20 protein-coding genes are annotated in these 24,088 nt (G+C 72.1%); 10 read left to right on the forward strand and 10 right to left on the reverse strand.

Annotation, left to right across the window (positions count from 1 at the left end):
• Window positions 1-4 precede the first annotated feature (4 nt).
• From OOJ98_RS04435 to OOJ98_RS04445, 3 genes are all read right to left on the reverse strand, one after another.
• Window positions 5-1,543: a class I adenylate-forming enzyme family protein gene (locus OOJ98_RS04435; protein ID WP_267053285.1), complete on the reverse strand. Its 1,539-nt coding sequence runs from the start codon at window positions 1,541-1,543 to the stop codon at window positions 5-7.
• Window positions 1,536-2,486 (reverse strand): aromatase/cyclase, encoded by a 951-nt coding sequence (locus OOJ98_RS04440; protein ID WP_323177878.1) that lies wholly within the window; start codon window positions 2,484-2,486, stop codon window positions 1,536-1,538. Before OOJ98_RS04440 ends, OOJ98_RS04435 begins: the two co-directional genes overlap by 8 nt.
• A gap of 77 nt (window positions 2,487-2,563) precedes the next feature.
• Window positions 2,564-3,361 (reverse strand): SDR family NAD(P)-dependent oxidoreductase, encoded by a 798-nt coding sequence (locus OOJ98_RS04445; protein ID WP_267053286.1) that lies wholly within the window; start codon window positions 3,359-3,361, stop codon window positions 2,564-2,566.
• Between the two features lie 176 nt (window positions 3,362-3,537).
• Here OOJ98_RS04445 and OOJ98_RS04450 point away from each other — a divergent pair, with 176 nt between their 5' ends.
• Window positions 3,538-3,978: a nuclear transport factor 2 family protein gene (locus tag OOJ98_RS04450; RefSeq protein ID WP_267053287.1), complete on the forward strand. Its 441-nt coding sequence runs from the start codon at window positions 3,538-3,540 to the stop codon at window positions 3,976-3,978.
• A 422-nt stretch (window positions 3,979-4,400) separates the two neighbouring features.
• Here OOJ98_RS04450 and OOJ98_RS04455 read toward each other — a convergent pair whose 3' ends face one another.
• From OOJ98_RS04455 to OOJ98_RS04480, 6 genes are all read right to left on the reverse strand, one after another.
• On the reverse strand, window positions 4,401-4,658 hold the full coding sequence (locus OOJ98_RS04455) for an acyl carrier protein (RefSeq protein ID WP_267053288.1): 258 nt from the start codon (window positions 4,656-4,658) through the stop codon (window positions 4,401-4,403).
• Between the two features lie 46 nt (window positions 4,659-4,704).
• Window positions 4,705-5,952 carry a ketosynthase chain-length factor gene (locus tag OOJ98_RS04460; RefSeq protein WP_267053289.1) on the reverse strand — a complete coding sequence of 416 codons (1,248 nt, stop codon included), beginning with the start codon at window positions 5,950-5,952 and terminating at the stop codon, window positions 4,705-4,707.
• Window positions 5,949-7,220 (reverse strand): beta-ketoacyl synthase, encoded by a 1,272-nt coding sequence (locus OOJ98_RS04465; RefSeq protein ID WP_267053290.1) that lies wholly within the window; start codon window positions 7,218-7,220, stop codon window positions 5,949-5,951. Before OOJ98_RS04465 ends, OOJ98_RS04460 begins: the two co-directional genes overlap by 4 nt.
• A 60-nt stretch (window positions 7,221-7,280) precedes the next feature.
• Window positions 7,281-8,120 (reverse strand): thioesterase II family protein, encoded by an 840-nt coding sequence (locus OOJ98_RS04470; protein ID WP_267053291.1) that lies wholly within the window; start codon window positions 8,118-8,120, stop codon window positions 7,281-7,283.
• Window positions 8,117-8,887: a cyclase family protein gene (locus tag OOJ98_RS04475; protein WP_267053292.1), complete on the reverse strand. Its 771-nt coding sequence runs from the start codon at window positions 8,885-8,887 to the stop codon at window positions 8,117-8,119. Before OOJ98_RS04475 ends, OOJ98_RS04470 begins: the two co-directional genes overlap by 4 nt.
• 157 nt (window positions 8,888-9,044) lie before the next feature.
• Complete coding sequence (locus tag OOJ98_RS04480; protein WP_267053293.1) at window positions 9,045-9,863, reverse strand: AfsR/SARP family transcriptional regulator; 819 nt, start codon at window positions 9,861-9,863, stop codon at window positions 9,045-9,047.
• Window positions 9,864-10,163: 300 nt separating this feature from the next.
• Between OOJ98_RS04480 and OOJ98_RS04485 the strand changes: the two genes are divergently transcribed.
• The 5 genes from OOJ98_RS04485 to OOJ98_RS04505 all read left to right on the forward strand — a co-directional run bounded on the left by OOJ98_RS04485 (window position 10,164) and on the right by OOJ98_RS04505 (window position 18,265).
• The gene (locus OOJ98_RS04485; protein ID WP_267053294.1) at window positions 10,164-10,319 is read left to right on the forward strand and encodes a hypothetical protein; all 156 of its coding nucleotides are present in this window, start codon (window positions 10,164-10,166) and stop codon (window positions 10,317-10,319) included.
• Window positions 10,319-12,598: a TOMM precursor leader peptide-binding protein gene (locus OOJ98_RS04490; RefSeq protein WP_267053295.1), complete on the forward strand. Its 2,280-nt coding sequence runs from the start codon at window positions 10,319-10,321 to the stop codon at window positions 12,596-12,598. Before OOJ98_RS04485 ends, OOJ98_RS04490 begins: the two co-directional genes overlap by 1 nt.
• A 51-nt stretch (window positions 12,599-12,649) precedes the next feature.
• The gene (locus OOJ98_RS04495) at window positions 12,650-13,294 is read left to right on the forward strand and encodes a hypothetical protein (RefSeq protein ID WP_267053296.1); all 645 of its coding nucleotides are present in this window, start codon (window positions 12,650-12,652) and stop codon (window positions 13,292-13,294) included.
• A gap of 140 nt (window positions 13,295-13,434) precedes the next feature.
• Window positions 13,435-15,774, forward strand: coding sequence for a sensor histidine kinase (locus OOJ98_RS04500; RefSeq protein WP_267053297.1), 2,340 nt, complete (start codon window positions 13,435-13,437; stop codon window positions 15,772-15,774).
• A 55-nt stretch (window positions 15,775-15,829) separates the two neighbouring features.
• Window positions 15,830-18,265 carry a sensor histidine kinase gene (locus OOJ98_RS04505; protein WP_267053298.1) on the forward strand — a complete coding sequence of 812 codons (2,436 nt, stop codon included), beginning with the start codon at window positions 15,830-15,832 and terminating at the stop codon, window positions 18,263-18,265.
• 170 nt (window positions 18,266-18,435) lie between these two features.
• Here the strand turns inward: OOJ98_RS04505 and OOJ98_RS04510 are convergent, their stop codons facing one another.
• A complete protein-coding gene (locus tag OOJ98_RS04510; RefSeq protein WP_053726109.1) occupies window positions 18,436-19,050 on the reverse strand; it encodes a DNA-binding response regulator in 615 nt (204 codons plus the stop codon).
• Window positions 19,051-19,319: 269 nt separating this feature from the next.
• Between OOJ98_RS04510 and OOJ98_RS04515 the strand changes: the two genes are divergently transcribed.
• The 4 genes from OOJ98_RS04515 to OOJ98_RS04530 all read left to right on the forward strand — a co-directional run bounded on the left by OOJ98_RS04515 (window position 19,320) and on the right by OOJ98_RS04530 (window position 24,087).
• Entirely contained in the window at window positions 19,320-19,658 is a 339-nt protein-coding gene (locus tag OOJ98_RS04515; protein ID WP_267053299.1) for a DUF6059 family protein, read from the forward strand.
• A gap of 103 nt (window positions 19,659-19,761) precedes the next feature.
• Window positions 19,762-21,477: a fatty acyl-AMP ligase gene (locus OOJ98_RS04520; protein ID WP_267053300.1), complete on the forward strand. Its 1,716-nt coding sequence runs from the start codon at window positions 19,762-19,764 to the stop codon at window positions 21,475-21,477.
• 4 nt (window positions 21,478-21,481) lie between these two features.
• Entirely contained in the window at window positions 21,482-23,254 is a 1,773-nt protein-coding gene (locus OOJ98_RS04525; RefSeq protein WP_267053301.1) for an acyl-CoA dehydrogenase, read from the forward strand.
• A complete protein-coding gene (locus OOJ98_RS04530; protein ID WP_267053302.1) occupies window positions 23,251-24,087 on the forward strand; it encodes a 4'-phosphopantetheinyl transferase superfamily protein in 837 nt (278 codons plus the stop codon). Before OOJ98_RS04525 ends, OOJ98_RS04530 begins: the two co-directional genes overlap by 4 nt.
• The last annotated feature ends 1 nt before the right edge of the window (window position 24,088 follow it).

The following is a 24,088-nucleotide window of genomic DNA, read 5'->3' on the forward strand; positions in this document are numbered from 1 at the left end:
GGGCTCAGCTCGCGACGGGCTGACGGCTCGTCAACCGCTCGGCGAGCACACGGCGTTGGATTTTTCCGTTGCCCGAACGCGGGATCGCGTCGAGCGTCATGGCGTCACGGACGTGCTGGTAGTACGGCAGGGCGTCATTGGCCCGCGCGACCACTTCCGCGAGGACGGCGTCGGCGGTGTCGTGCAGCGGGAGCGCCGCGAGCACCACGAGGGCTCCGGCGACCGCGCCGTGCCCGGCGTCCGCGAGCTCGACCACGACGACGTCCGCGACCCGCGGGTCGCGGCGCAGGACACGCTCCACGTCCGACGGCGCGACCAGGAAGTTGTCGCACTTGAAGACGTCCTTGAGGCGGTCCACCAGGAACAGCCGGCCGTCCTCGTCGATGCGGCCGACGTCGCCGGTGGTCAGCCAGCCGTCGGGCTCCAGGCCCGTGCCGTCGGGGCCGCCCACGTACCCCAGCATCACCTGCGGGCCGCGCAGCTGCACCTCGCCGACGCCGCCGGCCGCGAGGACCGCGCGCGACTCGATGTCGACGACACGGCACTCGGTCCCGGCGACGGGGGTGCCGACCGAGCCGTGCACCGGGTGGTCCGGGTCGTCGCTGTGGGTCAGCGGGGACGTCTCGGCGAGCCCGTACCCCTGGAAGACCGGCACCCCGAACCGCTTGGACAGCCTGCGCGCGGCCGGCACCGGAAGGCCCGAGCCGCCCGACGCGATGCGCTGGACCGTCGGCATCGACACGGAGTCCAGATCGGGATCGGCCGCGAGCCGGGCCAGGCGCACCGGCAGGCTGTACAGGATCGTCGCCCCGTGCCGGTTGGCGGTCATCAGCGCGCTGTACGGCTCGGGGGAGGCGCACAGCACCTGTGTGGCGCCCGCCGCGATCGCCGAGTTGAGGTGCATCGGGTGGTACGTCGGCAGGTGGTTGAGGGTGACCGACGCGCCGTCGAGCCGGTGCGCCCCCGCGATCTGCGCCGCGTTGACGGTCACGTTGCGGTGGCTGAGCCGGACCGCCTTGGGCCGGCCGGTGGTGCCGCTGGTGAACTGGAGCGCGGCGGTGTCGCCGGGCCCCTCGGCGTGCGCGGCGAGCGGTACGTCGGAGGCGAGGGTGTCCACCCCGTCCGTGCCGGCGCCGATCAGCACGACCTCGCGCAGCGCGGGCAGCCGGTCGCGGACCTTCTCAAGACGTGCGTTCAGACCCGCGTCGAGCAGGACCACCCGGGCGCCGGCCAGCCCGAGCACATGCGCCAGGTCGTCCTCGCGCAGCAGCGGGTTGACCACGGCCACGGTGTGCCCGGCCCGCACCGCCGCGTAGTACGCGACCGCGACGTCCGGGTGCAGCACCGTACCGACGGCCACGACCGACGGCTCCGGCGCCAGCGCCTGGAGTCCGGCGGCCACGGCCGTCACACGGGCGTCGAAGGCGGCGTAGTCCATCGTGAAGTCGTCGGTGACGACGGCGGGCCGCGCCGGGTGCGCGGCGGCCGCCCGGGACAGCAGCTGGTCGAGCCGGTCCGGCACCTCGGGCAGCGTGTCAGCCACGGAGCGCCTCCGCGTAAGTACGGGCCAGCTTCAGGGTGTTGGTCGAGTTGGTGGACAGCGCGCGGTGCACATAGGCACGGGCGTCGGCGACCGTCTTGCCCTCGCCGAGGTACCTCTCGATGGTGTCGGTGCGCAGCGTGACGGTGTGCCGCGACGTGACGTCGACGCCGCCCTCGGTCTCGACGATCGTCCAGCGGCCGGTGTGCGCGGTCATGAGCCCCGGCACGGTGGTCTGCTTGTAGACGATGCGGTCGGGCGCGAACACCACGCGGATCGACTCGGTGGTGTGCACCGAACCGTCGGCCGTGCTGGTGTCCATCGCCATGACCTGCACGCCCGGCTCGTCCTCGGTCAGGTCCAGGCGCGCCACGTGCGGCAGCCGCTCGGGCCACAGGTCGGCCCGGTTCAGGAAGTCGAAGACGTCGGCGGCGTCGGCCTTCATGTGGACGGTGTCGTCGAAGGCGAAGACCAGTTCGTCCAACTGGGCGTGCTGCTCGGCGAGTTCCTTGATGTTGTTCAGCTCGGCGCCGCTGTTGCGGTCCACCGCGGCGCGGATCCACTCCACCGAGGCCGGGACGTCGTCGACGGCCTCGAAGTCGTGGTGGAGTTCGAGCAGCGACGTCTCGGCGTCCACGGGCGAGACCACCCAGGCGCCGCCCATGCCGGCCACCGGCGGCGCGGAGACCTCCTGCCGGAAGTCGACCCGCAGCCGCTCCGGGTCGAAGGTGCGGCGCGAGATCCAGTTCTTGACGGCGCCGTTGGCGGTCGCCCAGATGTGGATGCGCTCCGCGCGGTCGTCCTGCTCCAGGTGCTCGACGTGCACATTGGGGCCGAAGTACTGCGGCCACTTGGTGACGTCGGCGACGATCCCGTACACGACCTCGGCGGGGGCGGCGACGGCGACGCTGTGGAGGGTGTGGTGCTTCGTTCCGGTCACGGACACGGGTGAATTCCTTTGCTGCTGGGCGGAGTTGGGGAAGCCGTCGGGCTCGGTGGTCCGGTCTTGCGGCCCTCGGCCGGTCAGAAGTTGCCGAGGCCGCCGCAGACGTTGAGGGCCTGCGCGGTGATGGAGGCGGCGGTGTCCGTGGCCAGGTAGCCGACCAGGCCGGCGACCTCCTCCGGGGTGGAGTAGCGGCCGAGCGGGATCTTCGAGGTGAACTTGGCGAGGATCGCGTCCTCGGAGGTGTCGTACGCCTCGGCGTAGCCCTGCCGCACGCGATGCGCCATCGGCGTCTCGACGTAACCGGGGCAGACCGCGTTCACGGTGATGCCGGTCGGGGCGAGCTCGTTGCCGAGCGCCTTGGTGAAGCCGACCACGCCGTGCTTGGAGGCGGAGTAGGGGGCGCCGAGCACCACGCCCTGCTTGCCCGCGGTCGAGGCGATGTTGATGATGCGTCCCCAGCCGCGCTCGCGCATGCCGCCCGCGTTGAGCGCCTCACGCGTCACCCGGAACACGCTGTTCAGGTTGGTGTCGATGACGTCGTCCCACAGCTCGTCCGACACGTCGGCGGTCACACCGCCACCGCTGCGGCCGGCGTTGTTGACCACGACGTCGACCCGGCCGTACGCCGTGACCGCGGCGGCCACGAGCTCCTTGACGGACTCGGCGCTGCGGACGTCGGCGGGCGCGCCCGACACCTCAAGGCCCTCCTCGCGGAGCTCCTTCACGGTGAGCTGCACCGTCTCGGCGTTGCGCGCGCAGATGAACACCGCGAGACCGGCCCCGCCCAGCGCGCGTGCCGACGCCAGACCGATCCCGCTGGTCGCCCCGGTGATGAGCGCGACCCGGCGCTCGCTGGTGACCTTGGGCTGAGTCATACGAATCTCCTCGGATGAGTTGGTGTACGCGGCCAAAAATGCGCCGGGCCACTCGAACCGGTGTCGAGCCGGACTGGACCCCGGCGGGAGCCGCCGCCCCCACCGGGGCACCAGTGCGGGTCGAGCGGGCGCCCCGATGCTCAGGGGGCAGGAAGATCCAGGAGGAGAGGACCCCCATGAGCGTCACCGAGCTGCCGCAGACCACCACGGCCGGGCTGTACACGGAGATCCAGCAGTTCTACGCGCAGCAGATGCATCTGCTCGACGACGGCCGGGTCGAGGAGTGGGCCCAGACCTTCACCACGGACGGCGTGTTCGCCGCCAACGCGCAGCCGGTGCCGGCGGTCGGCCGCGAGGCCATCACCGCGGCGGCCGCCGCCGCGACCGAGGCGTACGCCAAGGCCGGCGTCCAGCGCCGCCACTGGCTGGGCATGGTCTCGGTCGAGGGCGTCGACGGCGACGTCGTGACGGCCCGCTGCTACGCGCTGGTTATCGAGACCCCGCGCGGCGGGCGGCCGGAGATCAAGGCGAGCACGCTGTGTGTGGACCGGGTGCTGCGGGTCGAGGGGGCCTGGCAGATCCAGGACCGCCAGATCACCCGCGACGACCTGATCTGACCCCGCGCCGTCCCCCGGCGCCCCAGAGCAAGTGCCCGCACGCGATTCCCCCGGCGTGCGGGCACTTCTGCGCGTGCGCGGCGGGCAGGGTGTCTCCATACAGCGCCCTGCACCTGTGACCCGGGGCCTGCGCAGTTCCCCGCGCCCCCGACCCCGCTTTCGTCTGCGGATCGTGCCCGCGTCTCGCGCAGTTCCCCGCGCCCCCGACCCCGCTTTCGTCTGCGGATCGTGCCCGCGTCTCGCGCAGTTCCCCGCGCCCCTGGCTACTCGGTGCCGGGCGTCATGCACATCCTCAGCCCGTCCGGCGTTTGAGGACGAGCGCCCTTCAGGCGCGAACCGGGGTCTGGGGCGGAGCCCCGGGGCATGCGGGTGGGCCGCCGCACCCCGGGTGGGGTGGGGCGGCCCGGGGTGCGGCCGAAGAGCTACGCCGCGGCGGTCGCAGACGTCAGGCACTCGTTGATGAACTCCAGCAGCACCCGCGGCGTCGACGCCTCGGCCACCGTGTCGTCGGAGAGCTGGATCTGGTAGTCCCGCTCAATGACCCCGGTTACCTGAAGGATCGCCAGGGAGTCGTACCCCAGGTCGTCGAACGGCACGTCCAGCACGTCCCCGTCGAGGTCGATCCCCTCGCCGACACCCGCGCACTCGCGCAGCAGCGTGGTCAGTTCCTTGAGATTCATGAAGGTCCCCTTGTCTCAATTCTTCTCAAATGACAGCAGGTGGAGTTCAGCGGGCCGCGGTGACGACGGCCGCCGCGTTGAAGCCGCCGGTCCCGCGGGCCAGGACGAGCGCGGTGCGCACGGGCCCGCGCCGGGCCTCGGTGACCAGGTCGAGCGTGTCGGCCGCGACCGGGTCAGTGACGTTCACGGTCGGCGGGATCACCGCGTCCCGGATGGAGAGCAGCGCCGCCGCCAGGTCCAGCGAGGCGCCGCCGGCCGACAGGCGGCCCGTCATGGTCTTGGGCGCCGTGACCGGCACCCCGCGCGGCCCGAAGAGGGCGGTCAGCGCCGCCTCCTCCTGACGGTCGAGCTCGGGCACCCCGGACGCGTCCGCGAAGACGACGTCCACGTCGGACGCGCTCAACCCGGCCTCGGCGAGCGCCAGTTCGGCCGCCCGGCGCAGCCCCGGCTCGCCCGCGCGGCCCGGCCCCGGGTCGAAGGTCGCGGCGTACCCCGAGAGCTGTCCGTAGATCCGCGCGCCGCGCTCGCGGGCCGCCTCCGCGTCCTCCAGGACGAGGATCGCGCCGCCCTCACCGGCGACGTAACCGCCGGCCTCGCGGTCGAACGGCAGGAACGCGCGCGCCGGGTCGGCGACGGAACTCATCCGGCCGCCCGCGAGCTGCGCCGTCCAGCCCCAGGGGCAGACCGCGCCGTCGACACCGCCGGTGACGATGAGCTTGCTGCCCTTGCGCAGCTGGCGCCGGGCCTGGGCGACCGCGTCGAGCCCGCCCGCCTGCTCGGTGACGAGCACGCCGCTGGGCCCGCGAAGGCCGTGCCGGATGGAGATCTGGCCGGTGTTGACGGCGTAGAACCAGGCGTACGACTGGTACGCGGAGACGTACTGGCCGCCCTTGCTCCACAGCGCCTGGAGCTCGCGCTGGCCGAATTCGAAGCCGCCCGCGGAGGCCGCGGTGACCGCGCCCGCCGAGTACGGCGGCATCTCGGCCGGGTCGGCGCCGGAGTCCTCCAGGGCCTCCTTCGCCGCGGTCAGGGCGAGCCGGGTCATGTGGTCGGTCTGCGGGAGCAGCCGGCTCGGGATGTGCTCGGTGGCGTCGAAGCCGGGGACCTCGCCGGCGAGCGTCGCCGGATAGCCGGAGGCGTCGAAGCGGGTGACCGGGCGGATGCCGCTCTCGCCGGCCACCGTCGCCTCCCACCAGGCCCGCGTACCGAGGCCGTTGGGGGCGGTGACACCGATCCCGGTGAACACCGCGGTGGCGGAGCGCACCGCCGTACGTTCGAGCAGCTCGCTCGTCATGCCGTCTTCCTCCGCTCGGGCTTGGTGAGCACGATCGCGCTCTGGAATCCGCCGAAGCCGCTGCCCACACTGAGCACGGTGTTGATGTCGCGCTCACGGGCGTGGACCGGCGTGTAGTCGAGGTCGCACTTGGGGTCGGCCTCGTGCAGGTTCGCGGTGGGCGGCACCATGCCGTGCTCGATGGCGAGCGCGGACGCGGCGATCTCCAGGGAGCCGATCGCACCGAGCGAGTGCCCGATCATCGACTTGATGGAGGAGACGGGCGTCGCGTACGCGTGGTCGCCGAGGCTCTTCTTGAACGCGGCGGTCTCGTGCCGGTCGTTCTGCAGGGTGCCCGAGCCGTGCGCGTTGATGTAGTCGATGTCGGTGCCGGGGATGCCGGCCTCTTCGAGTGCGGCGCCGATGGCCTCGGCCATCTCCGCGCCGTCGGCCCGCAGACCCGTCATGTTGTACGCGTTGGAGCGCGAGGCGAACCCGGCGATCTCGGCGTAGATGTGCGCGCCGCGCGCCACGGCCTGCTCGTGCTCCTCCAGGACGAACACCGCGCTGCCCTCACCGAGGACGAAGCCGTTGCGGGACTTGTCGAAGGGCCGCGAGGCGGTCTCCGGCTCGTCGTTGCGGTTGGAGGTGGCCTTGATGGCGTCGAAGCAGGCGACCGAGATCGGCGAGATGGGCGCCTCGGTGGCGCCGGCGATCATGACGTCGGCGCTGCCCTCGCGGATCAGCTCGACGGCGTGGCCGACCGAGTCGAGACCCGAGGTGCAGCCGGTCGAGACGACCGCCGTGGGGCCCTGCGCGCCGAACTCCCAGGCAACCTCGGCCGCGAACGAGCTCGGCACGAAGTAGTCGTACAGGTGCGGCACGGCCCGCTCGTGGTCGACGAGCCACTCGGCGCCGTTGTTGCTGACCGCCGCGTACTCGTAGTCGAGCCCGGTGGTCGCGCCGACCGCGCTGCCGATGGTGACGCCGGTGCGGAACGGGTCGATGCCCTTCATGTCCAGGCCGCTGTCCGACACCGCCTCACGGGCGCCGACGAGGGCGAACTGGGCGGCCCTGTCGAGCCGCCCGGCCTGCTCCTCGGTCAGCCCCTGGGCGACCGGGTCGAAGTCGACCTCCGCGGCGATCTTCGACCGGAAGGCCGAAGCGTCGAAGAGCGTGACGGCCCTGGTCGCGGTGCGCCCCGCGGTCAGCAGGGACCAGTACTCCTTGGTGCCGACGCCTCCGGGGGCGACCACACCGATTCCGGTGATGACTACGCGTCGGCTCACCTGTCCCCCTCGTTGGGCTGGGCCTGGGGGTGCGCCCCGGGAATGTGCAGCACGGCTGCGTCACCTCTCTGATAGATCCGCTGTCAGATCCGCTGTCGGAAGGAGTCTCGTCCCGCCCTCTTGACGCCCGCTCGACTCGCCGCCGTACTTCCCCTTGAGCGACTCCCGCAGCTCAAGGGCCACCTCGCGCAGCAGCTCGGGCACCACGCGCTCGCGTACGAAGAAGTGGTCGCCCGGCATCGTCTGGAGCCGGAAATGGGTCACCGAGTAGTCCGCCCACTCGGCCACCTCCCACAGCGGCGCGATCGGGTCGTCCCGGCCGGCGAGCGCCGTCAGCGGGGTGCCCACCGCCTTGTCGGCGTTGACCTGGCAGAGCGCTTCGCCGAGCCGCAGATCGTCGCGGAGCGCCGGGATCACATGGCGCTGCCACAGCGACCGGTCCCGTCCGCCGGCCTCCGGCGGCGCCGCCTCCAGGTCGACCAGGAGGTCGATGAGTTCGTGGTCGGGGAGGCGGGCACCGCGCAGCAGGGTGTTGCGCAGATGCGGGGGAGGCACGGCGCCGATCACCAGCCGGGCCGGCGGCAGCAGGCCGTCGTCCTCCAGGGTCCGGGTCAGCGCGTGCGCCACCAGACCGCCGAGGCTGTGCCCGTACAGGAGATAGGGCCGGTCGAGCAGCGGAGTGATCAACTCCCGCAGCTCGTTCATGAGTTCCGTGGCGTCGGTGATCCTTGCTTCCTTGGCGCGCGGGCCGCGGCCCGGAAGGAGCACCGGCACCACCTCGGCCGTATCGCCCAGGATCTTCTGCCACCTGGCGAACGAGGAGATCCCGGCGCCCGCGTGGTGGAAGCAGAACAGCCACGGCATCACGGTCTCCTCGCGGGTGGCGCTCGCGGGTCTCATTCGTCGATCAGGGCGACGGCCCGGGTCCAGCCCGCCCCCGCTCCGGCGATCTTCACGGGGAAGCAGGACACCCGGAAGCCGTGCGTGGGCAGGGTGTCGAGGTGGGCGAGCCGCTCGACCTGGCAGTACTCGCGGCGCCTGCCCGCGAAGTGGGCCGGCCACAGGACCGACTTGTCGCCGGTCTCCTGGAAGGTGCGGATCATGTGCCCGAAGGGCGCGTCCAGGCTCCAGGCGTCGGTGCCGATGACGCGGACGCCCAGGTCGAGCAGATAGTCGGTGGCGGGACCGTCGAGCCCCGCGAAGTCGGTGAAGTACCGCGGTGTGCCCGCGTGTTGAGAAGCGCCGGTGTGCAGCATGACGATGTCGAGCGGCTGCGGCGTGTATCCGGTCTCGGCGATCTGCTTCTCGATGCGCTCGACACCGATGGCGCCGATGCCGACATCGCTCACGTCGAGCACGACGGCCGGACGCAGGAACCAGTCGAGCGGCATCTCGTCGATGTGCCGGGGCCGCCCGTAGTCGCCGACCGAGCCGTAGTGCGAGGGCGCGTCCACGTGGGTGCCGGTGTGGCTCGTCAGGGTGAGCGTGTCCAGGGAGAGGAGTTCGCCCCCGGGCAGGTCCGCCGGGTCGAAGTCGAGCCCGAAGTGCTCCTTCATCTCCGCCGCCATGTGCGCGGCGCCCTCGGCGGGCGTCATGATCTCGTGGACGATCGGGTCCGGTTCCCAGCCGGCCGCGTCCACGGGCGACGACAGATCGATGACTCGCAAGGTAACCCCCAGTGTCGTTGGCGACGTTCGGGGGGCACTGTGCGTCCGCCCCCTAGAGGCGGGATCGAGCCACGCACGCGTCGGACCCCGCCCTGTGGGGGGAGAGGGCGGGGTCCGGACGCGTTGCTGCCGGACGGTCGGGCCGTCCGTGCGCCGCTCAGGCGGCGAAGAGGTCGAGCACCGGACGGCGTCCGGCCAGGTGCGAGTCGAGCGCCGGGTCGCCGGCGAGCACCGCGCGGTGCAGCTGCTGCAGCCGCGCCGACGGGTCGAGGCCCAGCTCCTCGGCGAGCCCGCGCCGCAGGTTCTGGAACACGTCCAGCGCCTGCCACTGCCGCCCCGAGCGGTAGAGCGCCACCATGCACTGGGCGTGCAGGCCCTCGTGCAGCGGGTGACGAGCCGTCAGGGAGGTAAGTTCGGCGAGGAGTTGCATATGGCGGCCGAGCCGCAGATCGGAGTCGATCCGCTGCTCCAGCACACCGAGCCGGCTCTCCTCCAGGCGTACGAGCTCGATTTCGAGCAGCGGCCCGAGGCGCACGTCGACCAGGGCCGGCCCGCGCCACATGCCGAGCGCGTCGCGGTACAGGGCCGCCGCGCTCTCGTCGTCGCCGCGCTCGGCGGCGCCGCGCCCGGTCGCCACCAGTCGGTCGTACTCGTGCACGTCCACGGCGCCCGGCGTCACTTCGAGGAGGTAGCCGCCGTGCCGCGTGGCGAGCACCTCACGTGCGGTGTACGGGCTGTCCGGGCCGAGCGCCCCTGCGATCAGCCGGCGCAGCTGAAGGATGTACGTCTGCAGGGTGGTGAGGGCGCTGCGGGGCATGTCGGCCCCCCAGATCTCCTCCATCAGCGTCGGAACGGGCATGACCTGGTTGGCGTACACCGAGAGCAGCGCCAGTATCTGCCGGGGCTTGCCGGCGCTCGGGACGACCGACGTGCCGCCCGATTCGGCCATGAGCGGACCGAGAACCTTGATCTCCATGGGATTCCTCCGGGTTCGGATCTGCCGGATGACCCGATGGTTTGCGCCACCCGGCTCCAAGCACCCTCAAAAGCTGTCACCCGGGGCCGAGTTGTGGCAGTGCCGGGCTCCTGAACCCGGCATGTGAGTGTCCTGGGAACGGGTATGAAAGTTTCATGTGCATCCCGTGAGCGCGGCACTGGGGCGGATCAGGCCGACCCGGCAGAGTTCTGGACGTCGGGCCGACCAGGAGTCGAGTACCGGCGGCTAGGGGGACGGGTTCCCCCGGGTCTTCGTCAGATGTCTGCCAGGGGGAAAACCATGAACGCGAACGTCGGTCTCACAGTCTCCGTATCCGTCGCCGATGACCTGGTGATCGAGGAGTTCGGACGGAATCTGTCGATGGCTTCGGCGCCGTACTCATGCATCGGCACCCACATCGCCCCGGCTCCGCTCGCCGTCGCAGACGTCGCCTGATGGGGGCCGCCCGGACCGCCGCTCCGCTCCTGGGGTTCAAACCGCACCTGCGGGTCGAGCAGGTGCCCGGTGAAGCGGTGTACCTCATCTCCGACCAGCGGGTCACCGCACTGCACGGCGAGCAGATCGCCCGGCTCGCCCCCTTCCTCGACGGGACCCGCCCCCTGGAGCGCATCACCCAGGACACCGCGGGCGCCCTCCCCACCGGGCAGGCCGCCCGGCTGGTGTCGCGACTGACCGGAGCCGGGCTGCTGTGCGGCCGCGAGCGCCAGATGTCGCCGCGGGAGGCCGCGGAGCAGGCGTACTGGGAAGCGGCCGGTCTGGACGGCAGCAGGGCGGCCACCGCCCTGGCCCGCGGCGCGGTTCGCGTCGCGTCGGTCGGCAGCACGGACGCGGACGAGCTGTCCGCGAGCCTCGTCGCCGCGGGCCTCACGCCCACCGAGGAGGCCGCGGAGCTCACCCTCGTCCTGTGCGACGACTACCTCGACCCCGAACTCGCCGTCGTCGACGCCGAGTTCCGGGCGAGGGGGCAGCGCTGGCTGCCCGTGAAGACCGAGGGCACCGACGTGTGGATCGGCCCCTTCTTCGGCGACCTGGACGGGCCCTGCTGGTCCTGCCTCGCCGAACGGCTGTGGCGCACCCGCCCGGTGGAGGCGCACGTCCAGCGGATGCTGGGCCGCTCGGGCCCCGTGCCCCGGCCCTCGTGCACCCTGCCCGCCGCCCGGCTCGCCGCGCTCCAGCTGGCGAGCCTGGAGGCCGCCAAATGGCTGGCCGGCTACCGCGACGCGAGCCAGCAGGCGCTGCGCACCCTCGACGGACTCACCCTCGCCGGTGAACTCCACCCCGTCGTGCGCCGCCCGCAGTGCCCGAGCTGCGGCGAACCCGCCATGACCACCGCCCAGGTACAGGCGCCCGTCGTGCTGCGCTCACGCATCAAGAGGGACACCGGCGGCAACGGCCACCGCAGCCTCACGCCCCAGCAACTCCTGGACCGGTACAGCCACTTGGTCGATCCGGTCACCGGGCTCGTCCGCGACATCGTGCGTAACGAGTGCGGACCCGACTTCTTCAACTCCTTCTCCGCGGGACTCAACCCGGCTGCCGGCACCCAGGGCCTCGGCGCGATCCGAGGTGGCCTGCGCGCCTCCTGCGGCGGCAAGGGCGCCACCGAGCTCCAGGCCAGGGTCAGCGCGCTCGCCGAGTCCCTCGAACGCCACTCCGGCCACTACGAGGGGGGTGAGGCCACCGTCCGCGCCGCCTACCGCGACCTCGCCGACGACGCCGTCCACCCCGACGAGATACAGCTCTACGACGAGCGGCAGTACGCGGAACGCGCCGAGTGGAACGAGAACCACGGCCCCTTCCAGCACGTCGCCGACCCCTTCGACGAGTCCGCGCCCACCGACTGGACACCGCTGTGGTCGGTGACCGAACAGCGCCACAAGCTGCTGCCGACCGCGCTGCTCTACTACGGAGTACCGCAGCCGCCCGGCGCCTTCTCCTGCCTGGCCACCTCCAACGGCACCGCCGCCGGGGGGACCATCGAGGACGCCGTGCTGCAGGGCTTCCTCGAACTCGTCGAACGCGACGCGCTGGCCCTGTGGTGGTACAACCGCACCCGGCAGCCCGCCGTGGACCTGGACGCCTTCGACGACCCGTGGATCAGCGAACTCAAGCGCACGCACGCGGCGCTCGGCCGCGACGTGTGGGTCCTCGACCTCACCGCCGACCTGGGCATACCCGTGATGGCTGCCCTGTCGAGGATTGCCGGGGCCGAACCCGGGCAGCGGCAGGACATCATGTTCGGTTTCGGCGCGCACTTCGACCCCGCGATCGCACTGCGCCGCGCGCTGACCGAACTCAACCAGATGATGCCGCACGTGGTGGCGCCCGACGGCAGCGTCTCGCGGGCCGTCGCCGAGGACCTCGACGTCCGCACCTGGCTGCAGACGGCAGCCGTCGAGGACCACCCCTACCTGCTTCCCGCCGACTGTGCGCCGACCGGGCCGGGCACCCACGCCTGGACCGTGCGGGACGACCTGTTCGACGACATCGAGGCCGTGGTGGAACTCCTGCGGGACAAGGGCATGGAGCTGCTCGTCCTCGACCAGACCAGACCCGACGTCGGCCTCCCCGTGGTCAAGGTGGTGGTGCCGGGACTCAGACCCCACTGGGCCCGCTACGCCCCGGGAAGACTTTTCGACATCCCGGTGCAGCTCGGCAGAGTGGCCGCGCCGACGCCGTACGAGGACCTCAACCCGGTCCCGCTTTTCCTCTGAATCCGCACGTCGCACGCGAACCACGCCCTGCCGGTGGAAGGACCCCCTCTCATGCGTATCGACCGCCTCGCGGCCCGGGAACTCGGCGAGTTCTGGTCGCTGCGTGAGGACGTCGTGGTCCTGTTCGGTCAGAACACCGTGCTGCGCACGCCCTGGGGGGAGCTGCGTCTGGAGCGGCCGGGGCAGCTGTTGCGCGAGGCGCTGCGCCGGATGCAGCTCGGTCCGGTGTCGCTCGCCAACGTGGTGCCCGGCTTTCCCGGTTACGACGTGCCGGAGAGCGAGTGGAACGCGGCCTCGCGGGAGCTGCTCGACGCCCTGGCCCCGTTGCAGCACGTCATCGTGCGGCATCTCGCGATCGGCGCCTCCCCGCTCCTGAGCGTGATTCCCCTCTCCCCGCACGCCACTTTCCACCCGCCGATGGACCCGCCCGGAGGCGACTCGCACACGCTGAAGCAGGCGGAGTCGCAGCGGACGGGACGCGATCCGGTGCTCGCGTACGAGGGGCGCGACCACCGCGTGGAACTGCACGGGCCGGATGCTGCGAAGCTGCTTTTCCATCTGCGGGGCGGCGATGACGCTTTTCGGTCACCTCCGGACGCGCAGTTGCCGGGATCCGTCGTCCGTGCGGCCCGCGCCTACGCGGTCGCCGCCGGAATGCTTTCCCCGGTGGATCTCAAAGGTGCCGCCCGTCTGTGAGAACCGGTCGAGCACTACAGATTCGGCCCCCGGATTACCTATGATCCGGACCGGAGACGTGCTCCTGACCCGGCACGGTGAACCATGGGGGACAGTTGAAAGTAGAAATAGGCGATCAGGCGGAGGCGTACTCCGCCGACGTGGGCAGTAAGGTGCTGCCACCACGAAAAGCCATAGCCATCACGGCCGTGGTGCTGCTGGGATTCTTCGTGATCGACGGCTCTTTCGTCTGGGTGGAGCACCCACCGGTCTGGGAACGTGTCGGGGCCGTGTTCGGCTTCCTCGCGATCCTGCTTCTCCAACTCAGCCATTCCTTCCCGGACTTCCTTTCGCGACTGCGCCGGTACCGTTACGCGACCTGGGTATTCCAGGGACTGCTCACGTATGTCCCCATGTTGCTGGTCGGGGACGCGTGGGGTGGCATGCAGGCGTTCCTCGCCGCCTCAGCCGTGCTGGTGTATCCGGCGGCGCTCGGCTGGTCGCTCTTCGCCGCGGTGAACCTCGCCACCGTCACGGTCCTCGTACGGATCGGGGACGACGCGGTCACCGTTCTCTACAGCACTCTCGACGCCCTCCTGATCGCTCTGATCGTGGTCGGCCTCTCCCGGATGTCGGACCTGATCGTGAAGTTGCACCGCTCACGCACGGAGCTGTCACGGCTCGCGGTGGCGGGGGAGCGGCTGCGGTTCGCCCGCGACCTCCACGACGTCCTCGGGTTCAGCCTGTCGGCCATCACCCTGAAGTGCGAACTGGCCTACCGGCTGTTCACGGACGCACCCGCGAAGGCGCAGGAGGAGCTGGGGCAGATCCTGCGAACGTCGCGCAAGGCGCTCGCGGATGTGCGTTCGGTCAGCCGGGGATACCGTGAGATGTCCCTGCGCGGCGAGGCGGAAGCCGCGGTGTCGATGCTGGAGGCGGCCGGCATCCGGACCACGTTGCGCTTCGACGCGGCACCACCGCCCGGCCCGGTCGACACGGTGCTGGCTACGGTGCTCCGCGAGGGACTGACGAACTTGCTGCGGCACAGCAAGGCCGAACAGTGCGAGATCACCGCCGAGCGGCGCGACGGCGCCCTGCTGCTGACGCTCTCCAACGACGGCTCGGGGCGCTCGGTACGGCAGGCGAAGGCGGGCACTGACGGCGGTCTCGCGGCCCTCGACGAACGGGTCCGCGCGCTCGGCGGTGTCCTCAGCCATGGCCCGGCCGAGGCCGGCGGCTTCCGGCTCACGGCCTCCGTACCGGTCCACGAGGGCCCCGATGCGGGCGCCGAAACCGCCTCGCCGCCGAGCCGGGCCATCCACGACCAGCCGTCGGACCCGGTGTCCCAGGGACCCGGCGGCGGCCTCGCCGCCGTGGCTCCCCGTGCGGCGAGCGGGATCACTGTGGCGGTCATGGTCGGCTATATGCTCGCCAACTCCGTCATCGTCCAGTCCTTCCAGCTGCCGCTCGGCCGGGCGATCGGTGCCGAACTGTGCATGCTGGCCCTGCTCGGGCTGCAACTCGTGGTGTCCTTCAACCGGCGGTTCGACGAGGTGTCCCGGCGTACCCGTGCGCTCAGGTACGGCACGCTGAGTGCGATGCTGGCACTCCAGTTGCTGCCCTACCTGTTCGTGCCCGACGCCTGGCTCGGGCTCCCGGGATTCGTGGCAGGGTCGGCCCTGCTCCTCCTCCCGGCCCCGGCAGCGTGGCCCACCGTCGCCCTCATGACCGCGGTGACCACCGAAGCCTGGTACGCGGCGGGCAACGCGCCCCTCGAGGTGATCTATGAGGCGGCGTACACACCGATCTGCGCACTCGTCGTCTTCGGCCTCTCCCGCATGGCCCAGCTCGCCTCCGAGCTCCACCGGTCCCGTGCTGAGATCGCGCGTCTCGCGGTGACGACGGAGCGGCTTCGTTTCGCGCGTGATCTGCATGATCTGCTCGGGTTCAGCTTGTCCGCGATCACGCTCAAGTGTGAGTTGGTGCGCCGTCTCGCACCGACCAGGCCCGTGCAGGCGCAGGCCGAGCTGACCGAGGTGCTGCAGATCGCGCGGCAGGCGCTCGCCGATGTGCGGACGGTGGCCGAGGGCAGGCAGCGGATGAGCCTGACCGAGGAGGCCGAGAACGCCACCGCGATGCTCGCCGGGGTGGGGATCCGCGCGACCGTCGACACGGACTGCGGTGAGCTGCCCTGTGAAGTCGAAACCGTACTCGCGACGACATTGCGCGAGGGCCTGACCAACATGTTGCGGCACAGCAAGGCGGCGCATTGCCGGATCACGGTGGAGCGCACCACGGCCGGGGTCTGCCTGGTCCTCGTCAACGACGGCGTAGCGGGGTGCGCGGACGCCGGACTCGACACCAAGGTCAACGGCGGCAGCGGCATCGGTAACCTGACGACCAGGGTGAACGCGGTGAACGGCCGGCTTGAGGCAGGGGCCCGAGCGGACGGCTGGTTCGAGTTGAAGGCAGAGGTCGAACTCCTCGCCGCCGCCGCGTGAGCGACCGTCGGACGCGGCGCCCACCACGGAAGAAACGCAGGCTCATGGGGGAGAGTTGGGGACCGATGCGGACCGCCGCACGGAAGGGGAGCCGACCGACGGGGCGGAGCGTGCGCTGCCACGACGCGCGGCCGTCGTCATCACCGCGGGGGTGCTGTTCGGCTTCTGCGTGATCGACGGCTCGTACGTGTGGTTCGAGTATCCGCCGCTGTGGGAGTGGGCCGCCGTCGTCCTCGGCTTCGCGGCCCTCCTGGGGCTGCAGCTCGCCCACTCGTTCCCGGGCCTCGCGCCCTGGCCCGCCCGCTACCGCCGTGCGACGTGGGTGCTCCAGGGACTGCTGGCCTATCTCCCGGTGCTCCGGTACGGCGTCGCCTGGGGCGGCATGTCGGCGTTCTTCACCGCGTCCGCCGTCCTGGTGTTCCCGGCGACGACCGGATGGTGCCTCTTCGGCCTCGGATACCTCGGCGAGTTCCTGGTCTTCTACCACTTCCGCACGGGGTGGGACTCCGTCGCGTACGCGGCGGTCGAATCGGCCCTGATCCCGTTGACGGTCATCGCGCTGTCACGGATGTCGGACATGGTCGTGAAGCTGCACCGCTCGCGTGAGGAACTCGCGCGTCTGGCCGTCGCCGCCGAACGGCTGCGCTTCGCCCGCGACCTGCACGACGTCCTCGGGTTCAGCCTGTCCGCGATCTCCCTCCGGTGCGAACTCGCCTACCGGCTGCTCGCGGACAACGCCGCCAAGGCGAGGGCCGAGGTCGGGGAGGTGCTGGTCACCTCGCGCAAGGCGCTGGCCGACGTGCGAGCGGTCAGCGTCGGATACCGGGAAATGTCCCTGTCGGGCGAGGCGCACGCGGCGGTCTCCCTGCTCGGCGGGGCCGGCATCCGCACCACGCTGGAATTCGACGCCATGGAGCTGCCGCACGCGGTGGACGCGGCACTCGCCACCGTGCTGCGCGAGGGCCTGACGAACCTGCTGCGACACAGCAAGGCCGAGCGGTGCGAGCTCCGCGCCGAACACCGGTCGGGCGCGGTGGTCTTGGTGCTGAGCAACGACGGAGCGGGACGCGGCCGGGCGGCCGTGGCGGGAACCGACGGCACCCTGGCGGCGCTCGCGGAGCGTCTCACCGCGCTCGGCGGCACTCTGACCCACGGGCCGGACGGGCCGGGCCGGTTCGGCCTGCGGGCCGTCGTCCCCGTCCCCGTCCCCGACAGCGCCGGACGGCGGGACGACACGGGCCCGGCACGCGCCGCTGTGGGCGACGACGCCGAGCGGTCGGCGGCGCGGCCCCCTGGCCTGGGCCACCGGGACGGCGACGACGCCGAGCAGCCGGCGGTGCAGCCCCATGGCCTGGGCCACCGGGACCTCCCGCCGCGAGCGGCCTCCGCGTTCAACACCGTTGTGCTCGTGGGCTACTTCCTGGCGTACTCGATCCTGTCGATCTCCTTCGATCCCTCCCCGGGACGCGTGGCCGTCGTCGAGGCGTGCCTGTCGGCCATGACGCTGGTGCAACTCGCGGTCTCCTTCCCGCAGCGGGTCGCGCGGATGGACCGCCTGCCGCGGCCGGCGCGTCAGGCGGTCCTGGGTGCGGCACTGGTCCTGCTCCAGTTCGCGCCGCTCCTCGTCGTCGGGCCGACCTACCTGGGCATGCCGGGATTCCTCGCGGGAACCGCGCTGCTGGCCCTGCCGGCCCGAGCGGCCTGGCCGGTGTGCGCCGCGGTCCTCGCCAGCGCCGAGATCACGCTCTGCTTCGTCGACCCGGTCATCAAGGACTACATCTACTTCGGCGCCTACACGCCGATCTGTGCCGTCGTGGTCTTCGGCCTGTCCCGCATGGCCCAGCTCGCCTCTGAGCTTCACCGGTCCCGTGCTGAGATCGCGCGCCTCGCGGTGACTACGGAACGGCTTCGTTTCGCGCGTGATCTGCATGATCTGCTCGGGTTCAGCTTGTCCGCGATCACGCTCAAGTGCGAGTTGGTGCGCCGTCTGGCGCCGAGTCGGCCCGTGCAGGCGCAGGCCGAGCTGACCGAGGTGCTGCAGATCGCGCGGCAGGCGCTCGCCGACGTACGGACGGTGGCCGAGGGCAGGCAGCGGATGAGCCTGACCGAGGAGGCCGAGAACGCCACCGCGATGCTCGCCGGGGTGGGGATCCGCGCGACCGTGGCTACCGACTGCGGCGATCTCCCGGACGACATCGACACGGTGCTGGCCACCACGCTGCGCGAAGGCCTGACCAACATGCTGCGGCACAGCAGGGCCACACACTGCGAGATCCGTGCCGAGCGCACCCCCGCCGGGGTCCGGCTGACTCTGGTCAACGACGGCTTACACGCGTGCGCGGTGCCGGGACTGGACTCCAAGGCCGACGGCGGCAGCGGGCTCGGCAACCTGACCACGCGCGTCGAGGCGGTCAACGGTCGTCTGTTCGCTGGCGCCCGCCCGGACGGCTGGTTCGAGCTGAAGGCCGAGGTCGAGCTCGCGATGGTGTGAGGGGCCGGGGAAGAGCAGGCCCCGCCCCGCGCACCCCCCTGCCCCGCCGATGCCAACCACCTGTCCCGCGCACCCCCTCCACCCCGCTCCGTGCTCACCGGCAGCGCCCCAGGAGGAACGATTCCCCCGGTGCTGCCGCCGGCGGTGAAGAGCGTGGCGGGCGGGCGGGCTCAGACCGAATGCAGCCACCCCGCCTCGCGGGCGATTCGGATGGCATCGACCCGGTTACGCGCGTTGAGTTTGCTGACGGCCGACGTCAGATAGTTGCGCACCGTGCCGGAGGAGAGGTGCAGGCGGGACGCGATCTGGCCGGCCTCCATGCCCTCCGAGGCGAGCTGCAGCACCTCGCGCTCGCGGTCGGTCAGCGGGGACGGGCCCGAGTCCAGCGTGGCCAGGGCCAGCTGCGGGTCGATGACGCGTTCGCCCGCCGCCACCTGGCGGATCGCGGCGCAGAGGCTGTCGGGGTCGGAGTCCTTGGGGAGGAAGCCGGAGACGTGCGCGGCGAGCGCGCGTCTGAGGTTCCCCGGTCTGCCCAGGCTGGTCAGGATGAGCGTGCGGCACTCCGGTACCGAGGTGTGCAGGCCGGCGGCGGCGGTGATCCCGTCGGTGCCGGGAAGATCGATGTCGAGAACGGCGACATCCGGCCGCATCGCCATCGCGGTCGGCACGATGTCCGTGCCCGATGACAGCTCGGCGACCACTTCCAGATCGGACTCCAGTTCAATGAGTGACACCAATGCCTTGCGCAGCATATGCATGTCTTCGGCAATCAGAACGCGCACCATGGTGCCCCCCGTTGTGCTGGATCATGGGTCGGTCCTAGCGATTATGCAGTAGGCGACGTGGCGTGGCCCGGGGCTGAGACTAATCCGGAACACGCCGGTTCAGGTCCGGTACGAGCGGATCCGCACCCGCACCTTTCAGCCAGAACCCGACCGCGGCTCAAGTGTCCGGTCCCATCCTCCCTCCACCCAGGCGCCGTCCGGCGGCCAGGGGGAAGGGAGAGGTGACGTGAACATGAACGGACACCCCAGCTCGGAAGGTGTTCTCTGACATGGCCCGCGGGAAGAACCCGGACGTTCCGGGCGGAGCCGAAGGCTCCGACGGCCGCCGTCCCAAGGGGTCGTGGCGCCGCCTCATCGGCCGTTGCCTGCGCCCCGTGGGCGAAGCCCTCATGGTGCACGGCGGAGTCGACATGTATCTGACCGCAGCGGACGGCAACAGGGCCCGGCTCCACTCGCTCGACAGCGGGTTCCGGCTGATGCTGCGCACCGACGCCGACGGCCCGCCGCCCGGCCACCCCGAACGGCTGCGCCCCGACGTCCCGCTCACCCGCCAGGAGCTCACGCTGCTGCAGGACTTGCTGAACGAGGTGCCCGGACACAGAAGGTGAGCGGCTGGACCGCCCGAACACAGTTGATCTTCAAGTACCCGTCCAGTGGCGACGCGCAGAGTAGGAGGAGCCAACCATCCGTCCGAGCATCAGGGAGCAGAGGATGACCCCAGCGAAGAGCTTCACCCAGGCACTGGCGGCACGGTTCGCCGACCGGGCCGCAGGGACCGCTCTGCTCTGCCTGGACGGTGAGGGTGACGCCGAGACGCGCACCTACCGCGAACTCGACGCACGGGCCAGGACCGTCGCGGCCGCGCTGGTGCGCCGCCGCGCGGCCGGCCGGCCCGTCCTCATCTCCATGGACGGCGGCCCGCACACCGTCGCCGCCCTCGTCGGCTGCCTGTACGCGGGCGCCGTCGCCGTACCCGTACCACCGCCGGACGCCTCGCGGGCCGCCGCCGAGCGGACCGCGGCGATCGCCGCCGAGACCGACGCGGCCGTCATGCTCACCGGCTCCGCGCACGCCCCCGAACTCTCCCGGCGCCTCGCACGGGCCGGGCGCTCCTCGGTGGTGTGCCTGGCCGTCGACTGCCTGCCCGACGGCGGCGACGACTGGCAGCCGCCCGCGCTCGACGGCGCCGACACCGCCCTGCTCCAGTACACCTCCGGCTCCACCGCCGCCCCCCGCGGCGTCCAGGTCACCCACGCCAACCTCCTCGCCACCATGGAGAGCCTGCGCACCGCGCTCGGCACCGACGAGGACTCCCGCATCGGCGGCTGGCTCCCGCTCCACCACGACCTGGGCCTCATCGGCCAGCTCCTGCACCCGCTGTGGCTCGGCGCCACCGCCGTCCTGATGTCCCAACACCGTTACGCAGCAGACCCGTTGAGCTGGCTGCGCGAGGTGGCCCGGCACCGCGTCACCGTCACCGCGGCCCCCGACTCCGCGTACGCGCGCTGCCTGGCCGCCGTCACCGACGAGGACCTCGCAGCACTCGACCTCGGCGCCCTGAGGACCGCCGTCAACGCCTCCGAACCGGTCTCCGCGGTCACCCTCACCGCGTTCGCCCACCGCTTCGCCGCGGCCGGGCTGCGACCGGGCACGCTCGCCGCCGGATACGGCCTCGCCGAGGCCACCCTCCTGGTCACCCTCGCCGACCGGCTGCCGCCCGCGCCCGCCATCGTCTCCGCCGAAGCACTGGAGCGCGGCGAACTGACACCGCCCCAGCCGGGCCACCCGGTACGCGCCCTCGCGGGCTGCGGCTCCGCGCGCGACGTGACCGTACGCATCGTCGACCCGGCCAGCTCCGCCGTCCTGCCCGACGGGTCGGTCGGCGAGATCTGGGTGCGCGGCGAGGCCGTCGCCGACGGCTACTGGCACCGCCCGCTGGAGACCTCCGCCACCTTCGGCCACACCACCGCCGCCGGCGAGCACGGCTTCCTGCGCACCGGCGACCTCGGCGCGCTGCGCGACGGCGAGCTGTATCTGACCGGCCGCATCAAGGACGCCCTCCTCGTCGACGGCCGCACCCTGCACCCCCAGGAGGCCGAGCGCCAACTCGCCCAGTCCGGCGCCCCGTTCGGCTCCGCCGTAGTGCTCTCCGCGCCCGCCGACCGCGAACAGATCGTGGCCATCCAGGAGATCCGCGGCGCCGGCTGGAGCCACGGCCAGCTCGCCGACCTCGCCGAGCGGGTCCGCGGCTGCCTGCACGAGGAGTTCGGCGCCTCGCTCGGCGGCGTCGTCCTGGTCCGCCCCGGCACCGTCCGCCGCACCACCAGCGGCAAGGTCCGCCGCTCGCTGATGCGCGAGCTGTACCTGCGCGGCGAACTGCGCCCGCTGTACGCGTCCGCGCCGCCCTACGCCGCCGAAGGAGGCTGAGCCCATGCCCGACACCATCGTCCGGGCCACCGACCCGGACACGCCCGGCCCCGGCGCACGCCCGGCCCCCCACCCCGACGCCCGACTGCGCGCCGAGCGGCTCGAATTCCGCTTCGGCGACCCCTGCGACCCCGCCAACCCGCTGGGCTTCCGTGCGCTGCTCGCCGCCGACGGGAACAGTGAACTCCTCGGCGCGGCAGAGGAGTTGCTCGACGAAGTGGGATTCGGCGCCGAGCTGGTGCCGCTCTCGCTCGGCGGCCGGCTGCGCGACGCCGACCAGCTGATGCGAATGCTGCGCCCGGTCTTCCGCCGCGATGTCGCCCTCGCCTTCGGCTACGGCATCACCTCGCTGTTCGCGGCCGCCCCCGTCTTCGCCGCGGGCACGCCCGGACAGCGCGAGAGCGTCGCGAAGCTCCTGGTGGGGGGCGGCCGCGCGGCGATCGTGCACCGCTCGCTCGCCCACGGCACCGCGATGCTGCGCGGCGAACTCACCGCCATGCAGTACTCGGGCGGCTTCGTCCTGGACGGCCGCAAGGACGTCGTCATCAACGCCGAACGCGCGGGCGCCGTCGTCGCCCACATCCGCACCGACCCCGCGCCGGGCCCCGCATCCCACTCGGTGTTCCTGCTCGACCCGGCCCAACTGCCGCCCGACAGCGTCCAGTTGCTCAAGCGCAAACCCACCACCGGCATGCGCGGCTGCCGCTTCGCCGGGTACGCGTTCGACGAGTGCGAGGTGCCCGACGGCGCCCTCGTCGGCGAACTCGGCGCGGGCGTACGGCTCGCCCTGCGCACCTTCCAGCTCAACCGCACGCTGATCACCGGGGCCGTCATCGCCTCCGTCGACACCGTACTGCGCGCCGCCGTGCGGGCCGCGCTCGCCGGGGAGAGCCTCGGACGGCGCCAACGCGGCGTCCTGGCCGGGGTGTTCGCCGATCTGCTCGCGGGCGACGCCATGGCCACCGCCGTGCTGCGCGCCCTGTCCCTGCTGCCCGGCGCGGCCCACCTGGCCGCGGCCGAACTCAAGTACCTCGTACCGGATCTGCTCAGGGACGACCTGGAGGAACTCGCCACCGTCCTCGGCGCCGGCGGCTACAGCCGCGACACCGACCAGGGCATGCTCACCAAGCTCCTGCGCGACCTGCCCGCCGCCGGGCTCGGCCACGCCGGAACCGCCTCCTGCCAGGCCGTGGTCATCCCCCAACTCCCCGTCCTGGCCCGGCACTCCTGGGGGAGCGAGCCCGAACCCCCGGCCGCCCTGTTCCGCACCACCGAACCCGTGCCCCACCTCGACATCGGCGGCCTCGAAGTCGCGGGCGGCGGCGACTTCCTCTCCGCGTCGCTCACCGCGTCCGCGGCCCGCCTCGCCGGCTCCGCGCCCGACGGGCCGTACGGCGAGGTGCTCCGCACGATGGCCGCCGCCTTCCACGCCGACCTCCTCGCCGTGCGCGAGGCGTGCCTGCTCATCGAACCCGGCGACCGGGCCGCGCTCGCGAGCCCCGCCACCGCCGCCCTCGCCGACCGGCACTCCGTGCTGTCCGCGGCCGGCGCCGCCCTCGCGGTGTGGGAGCACCACCGGGCCACCCCCGGATTCCTCGCCGACCCCGCCTGGCTGGTGCTCGCGCTGCACCGCTACGGACGCAGGCTCGGCCTCACCCTTCCTCCGCCGCCACCGGACTGCGTCGACCGGGTGGCGGAGGAGCTGCTGGCGCGGTTCCGGGCCGGCCGCAGTTTCGATCTTCACGACGCGCCTCTGGCGGAAGCAGGTACCCCATGAGCCCCCTCACAAGGACGGGCATCGCCGAACCCCTTCTGATGCCGGGACCCGACAGCCCATGGAGCCGGGTGCGGCAGTCCATGGCGTGGCACGGCCACGTCGTGGTGCACGCGAACTGGCGGGACTGGCTGCCCGCGGCCATCGCCGACCCCCAGCTGCGGCCCCTGCTCGGCCCCCGCGACTGGCAGCGCCTCAACAACCTCCCCGACCCCGAGGCCCGCGACCGATTCGCCGCGTCCCGCCTCCTGGTGAAGTACACCGCGGGCGCCGCCCTGCAGACCCCGCCCGAGACGGTGGAGCTCGCCTCCAAGGCGGGCGGGCGCCCCTATCTGCGCGGCTGCGACCAGATCGAGGTCAGCCTCAGCCACACCAGGGACCTGCTCGTGGTGGGCCTCAACCGGCGCGGCCGGGTCGGCGTCGACACCGAGCTGGCCGACCGCCGCATCCAGTACTCCGCCGTCCAGCGCCATCTGTGCACCCCCGCCGAGCGGCGCTGGCTCTCCGGTCTCGACGAGGCCGAGCAGCAGCGCGGCCTGGTGCGGACCTGGACCCTGAAGGAGGCGTACACCAAGGCGCTCGGGCAGGGCATGCGGATGGGCTTCACCCAGTTCGGCTTCGACGAGGAGGCCACCACGCTCCTCACCCCACAGGGCGAACCCGCCTCGCACGGAGAGTGGGCCTTCGACACCTTCACGCTCGACGGCGGCTATCTGGTGGGGGTGGCCTGCCACGACGCGGGGCTGCGCGACGAGGGCGACACGGCCGTGTCCACCATGCTCGACGAGGGTTTCCTCGGCGAGGTCGTCGACCTGGTCGGCCGCGTACCGCACTGAG

The organism is Streptomyces sp. NBC_00083 (genome assembly GCF_026343295.1).
Taxonomy (GTDB): domain Bacteria; phylum Actinomycetota; class Actinomycetes; order Streptomycetales; family Streptomycetaceae; genus Streptomyces.

Bases quoted from the DNA above. Each gene is read 5' to 3' on its own strand.
- OOJ98_RS04445 (WP_267053286.1), bottom strand. From the start codon at position 3,361: ATGACTCAGCCCAAGGTCACCAGCGAGCGCCGGGTCGCGCTCATCACC.
- OOJ98_RS04450 (WP_267053287.1), top strand. From the start codon at position 3,538: ATGAGCGTCACCGAGCTGCCGCAGACCACCACGGCCGGGCTGTACACG.
- OOJ98_RS04455 (WP_267053288.1), bottom strand. From the start codon at position 4,658: ATGAATCTCAAGGAACTGACCACGCTGCTGCGCGAGTGCGCGGGTGTC.
- OOJ98_RS04460 (WP_267053289.1), bottom strand. From the start codon at position 5,952: ATGACGAGCGAGCTGCTCGAACGTACGGCGGTGCGCTCCGCCACCGCG.
- OOJ98_RS04470 (WP_267053291.1), bottom strand. From the start codon at position 8,120: ATGAGACCCGCGAGCGCCACCCGCGAGGAGACCGTGATGCCGTGGCTG.
- OOJ98_RS04480 (WP_267053293.1), bottom strand. From the start codon at position 9,863: ATGGAGATCAAGGTTCTCGGTCCGCTCATGGCCGAATCGGGCGGCACG.
- OOJ98_RS04485 (WP_267053294.1), top strand. From the start codon at position 10,164: ATGAACGCGAACGTCGGTCTCACAGTCTCCGTATCCGTCGCCGATGAC.
- OOJ98_RS04490 (WP_267053295.1), top strand. From the start codon at position 10,319: ATGGGGGCCGCCCGGACCGCCGCTCCGCTCCTGGGGTTCAAACCGCAC.
- OOJ98_RS04495 (WP_267053296.1), top strand. From the start codon at position 12,650: ATGCGTATCGACCGCCTCGCGGCCCGGGAACTCGGCGAGTTCTGGTCG.
- OOJ98_RS04510 (WP_053726109.1), bottom strand. From the start codon at position 19,050: ATGGTGCGCGTTCTGATTGCCGAAGACATGCATATGCTGCGCAAGGCA.
- OOJ98_RS04515 (WP_267053299.1), top strand. From the start codon at position 19,320: ATGGCCCGCGGGAAGAACCCGGACGTTCCGGGCGGAGCCGAAGGCTCC.
- OOJ98_RS04520 (WP_267053300.1), top strand. From the start codon at position 19,762: ATGACCCCAGCGAAGAGCTTCACCCAGGCACTGGCGGCACGGTTCGCC.
- OOJ98_RS04525 (WP_267053301.1), top strand. From the start codon at position 21,482: ATGCCCGACACCATCGTCCGGGCCACCGACCCGGACACGCCCGGCCCC.
- OOJ98_RS04530 (WP_267053302.1), top strand. From the start codon at position 23,251: ATGAGCCCCCTCACAAGGACGGGCATCGCCGAACCCCTTCTGATGCCG.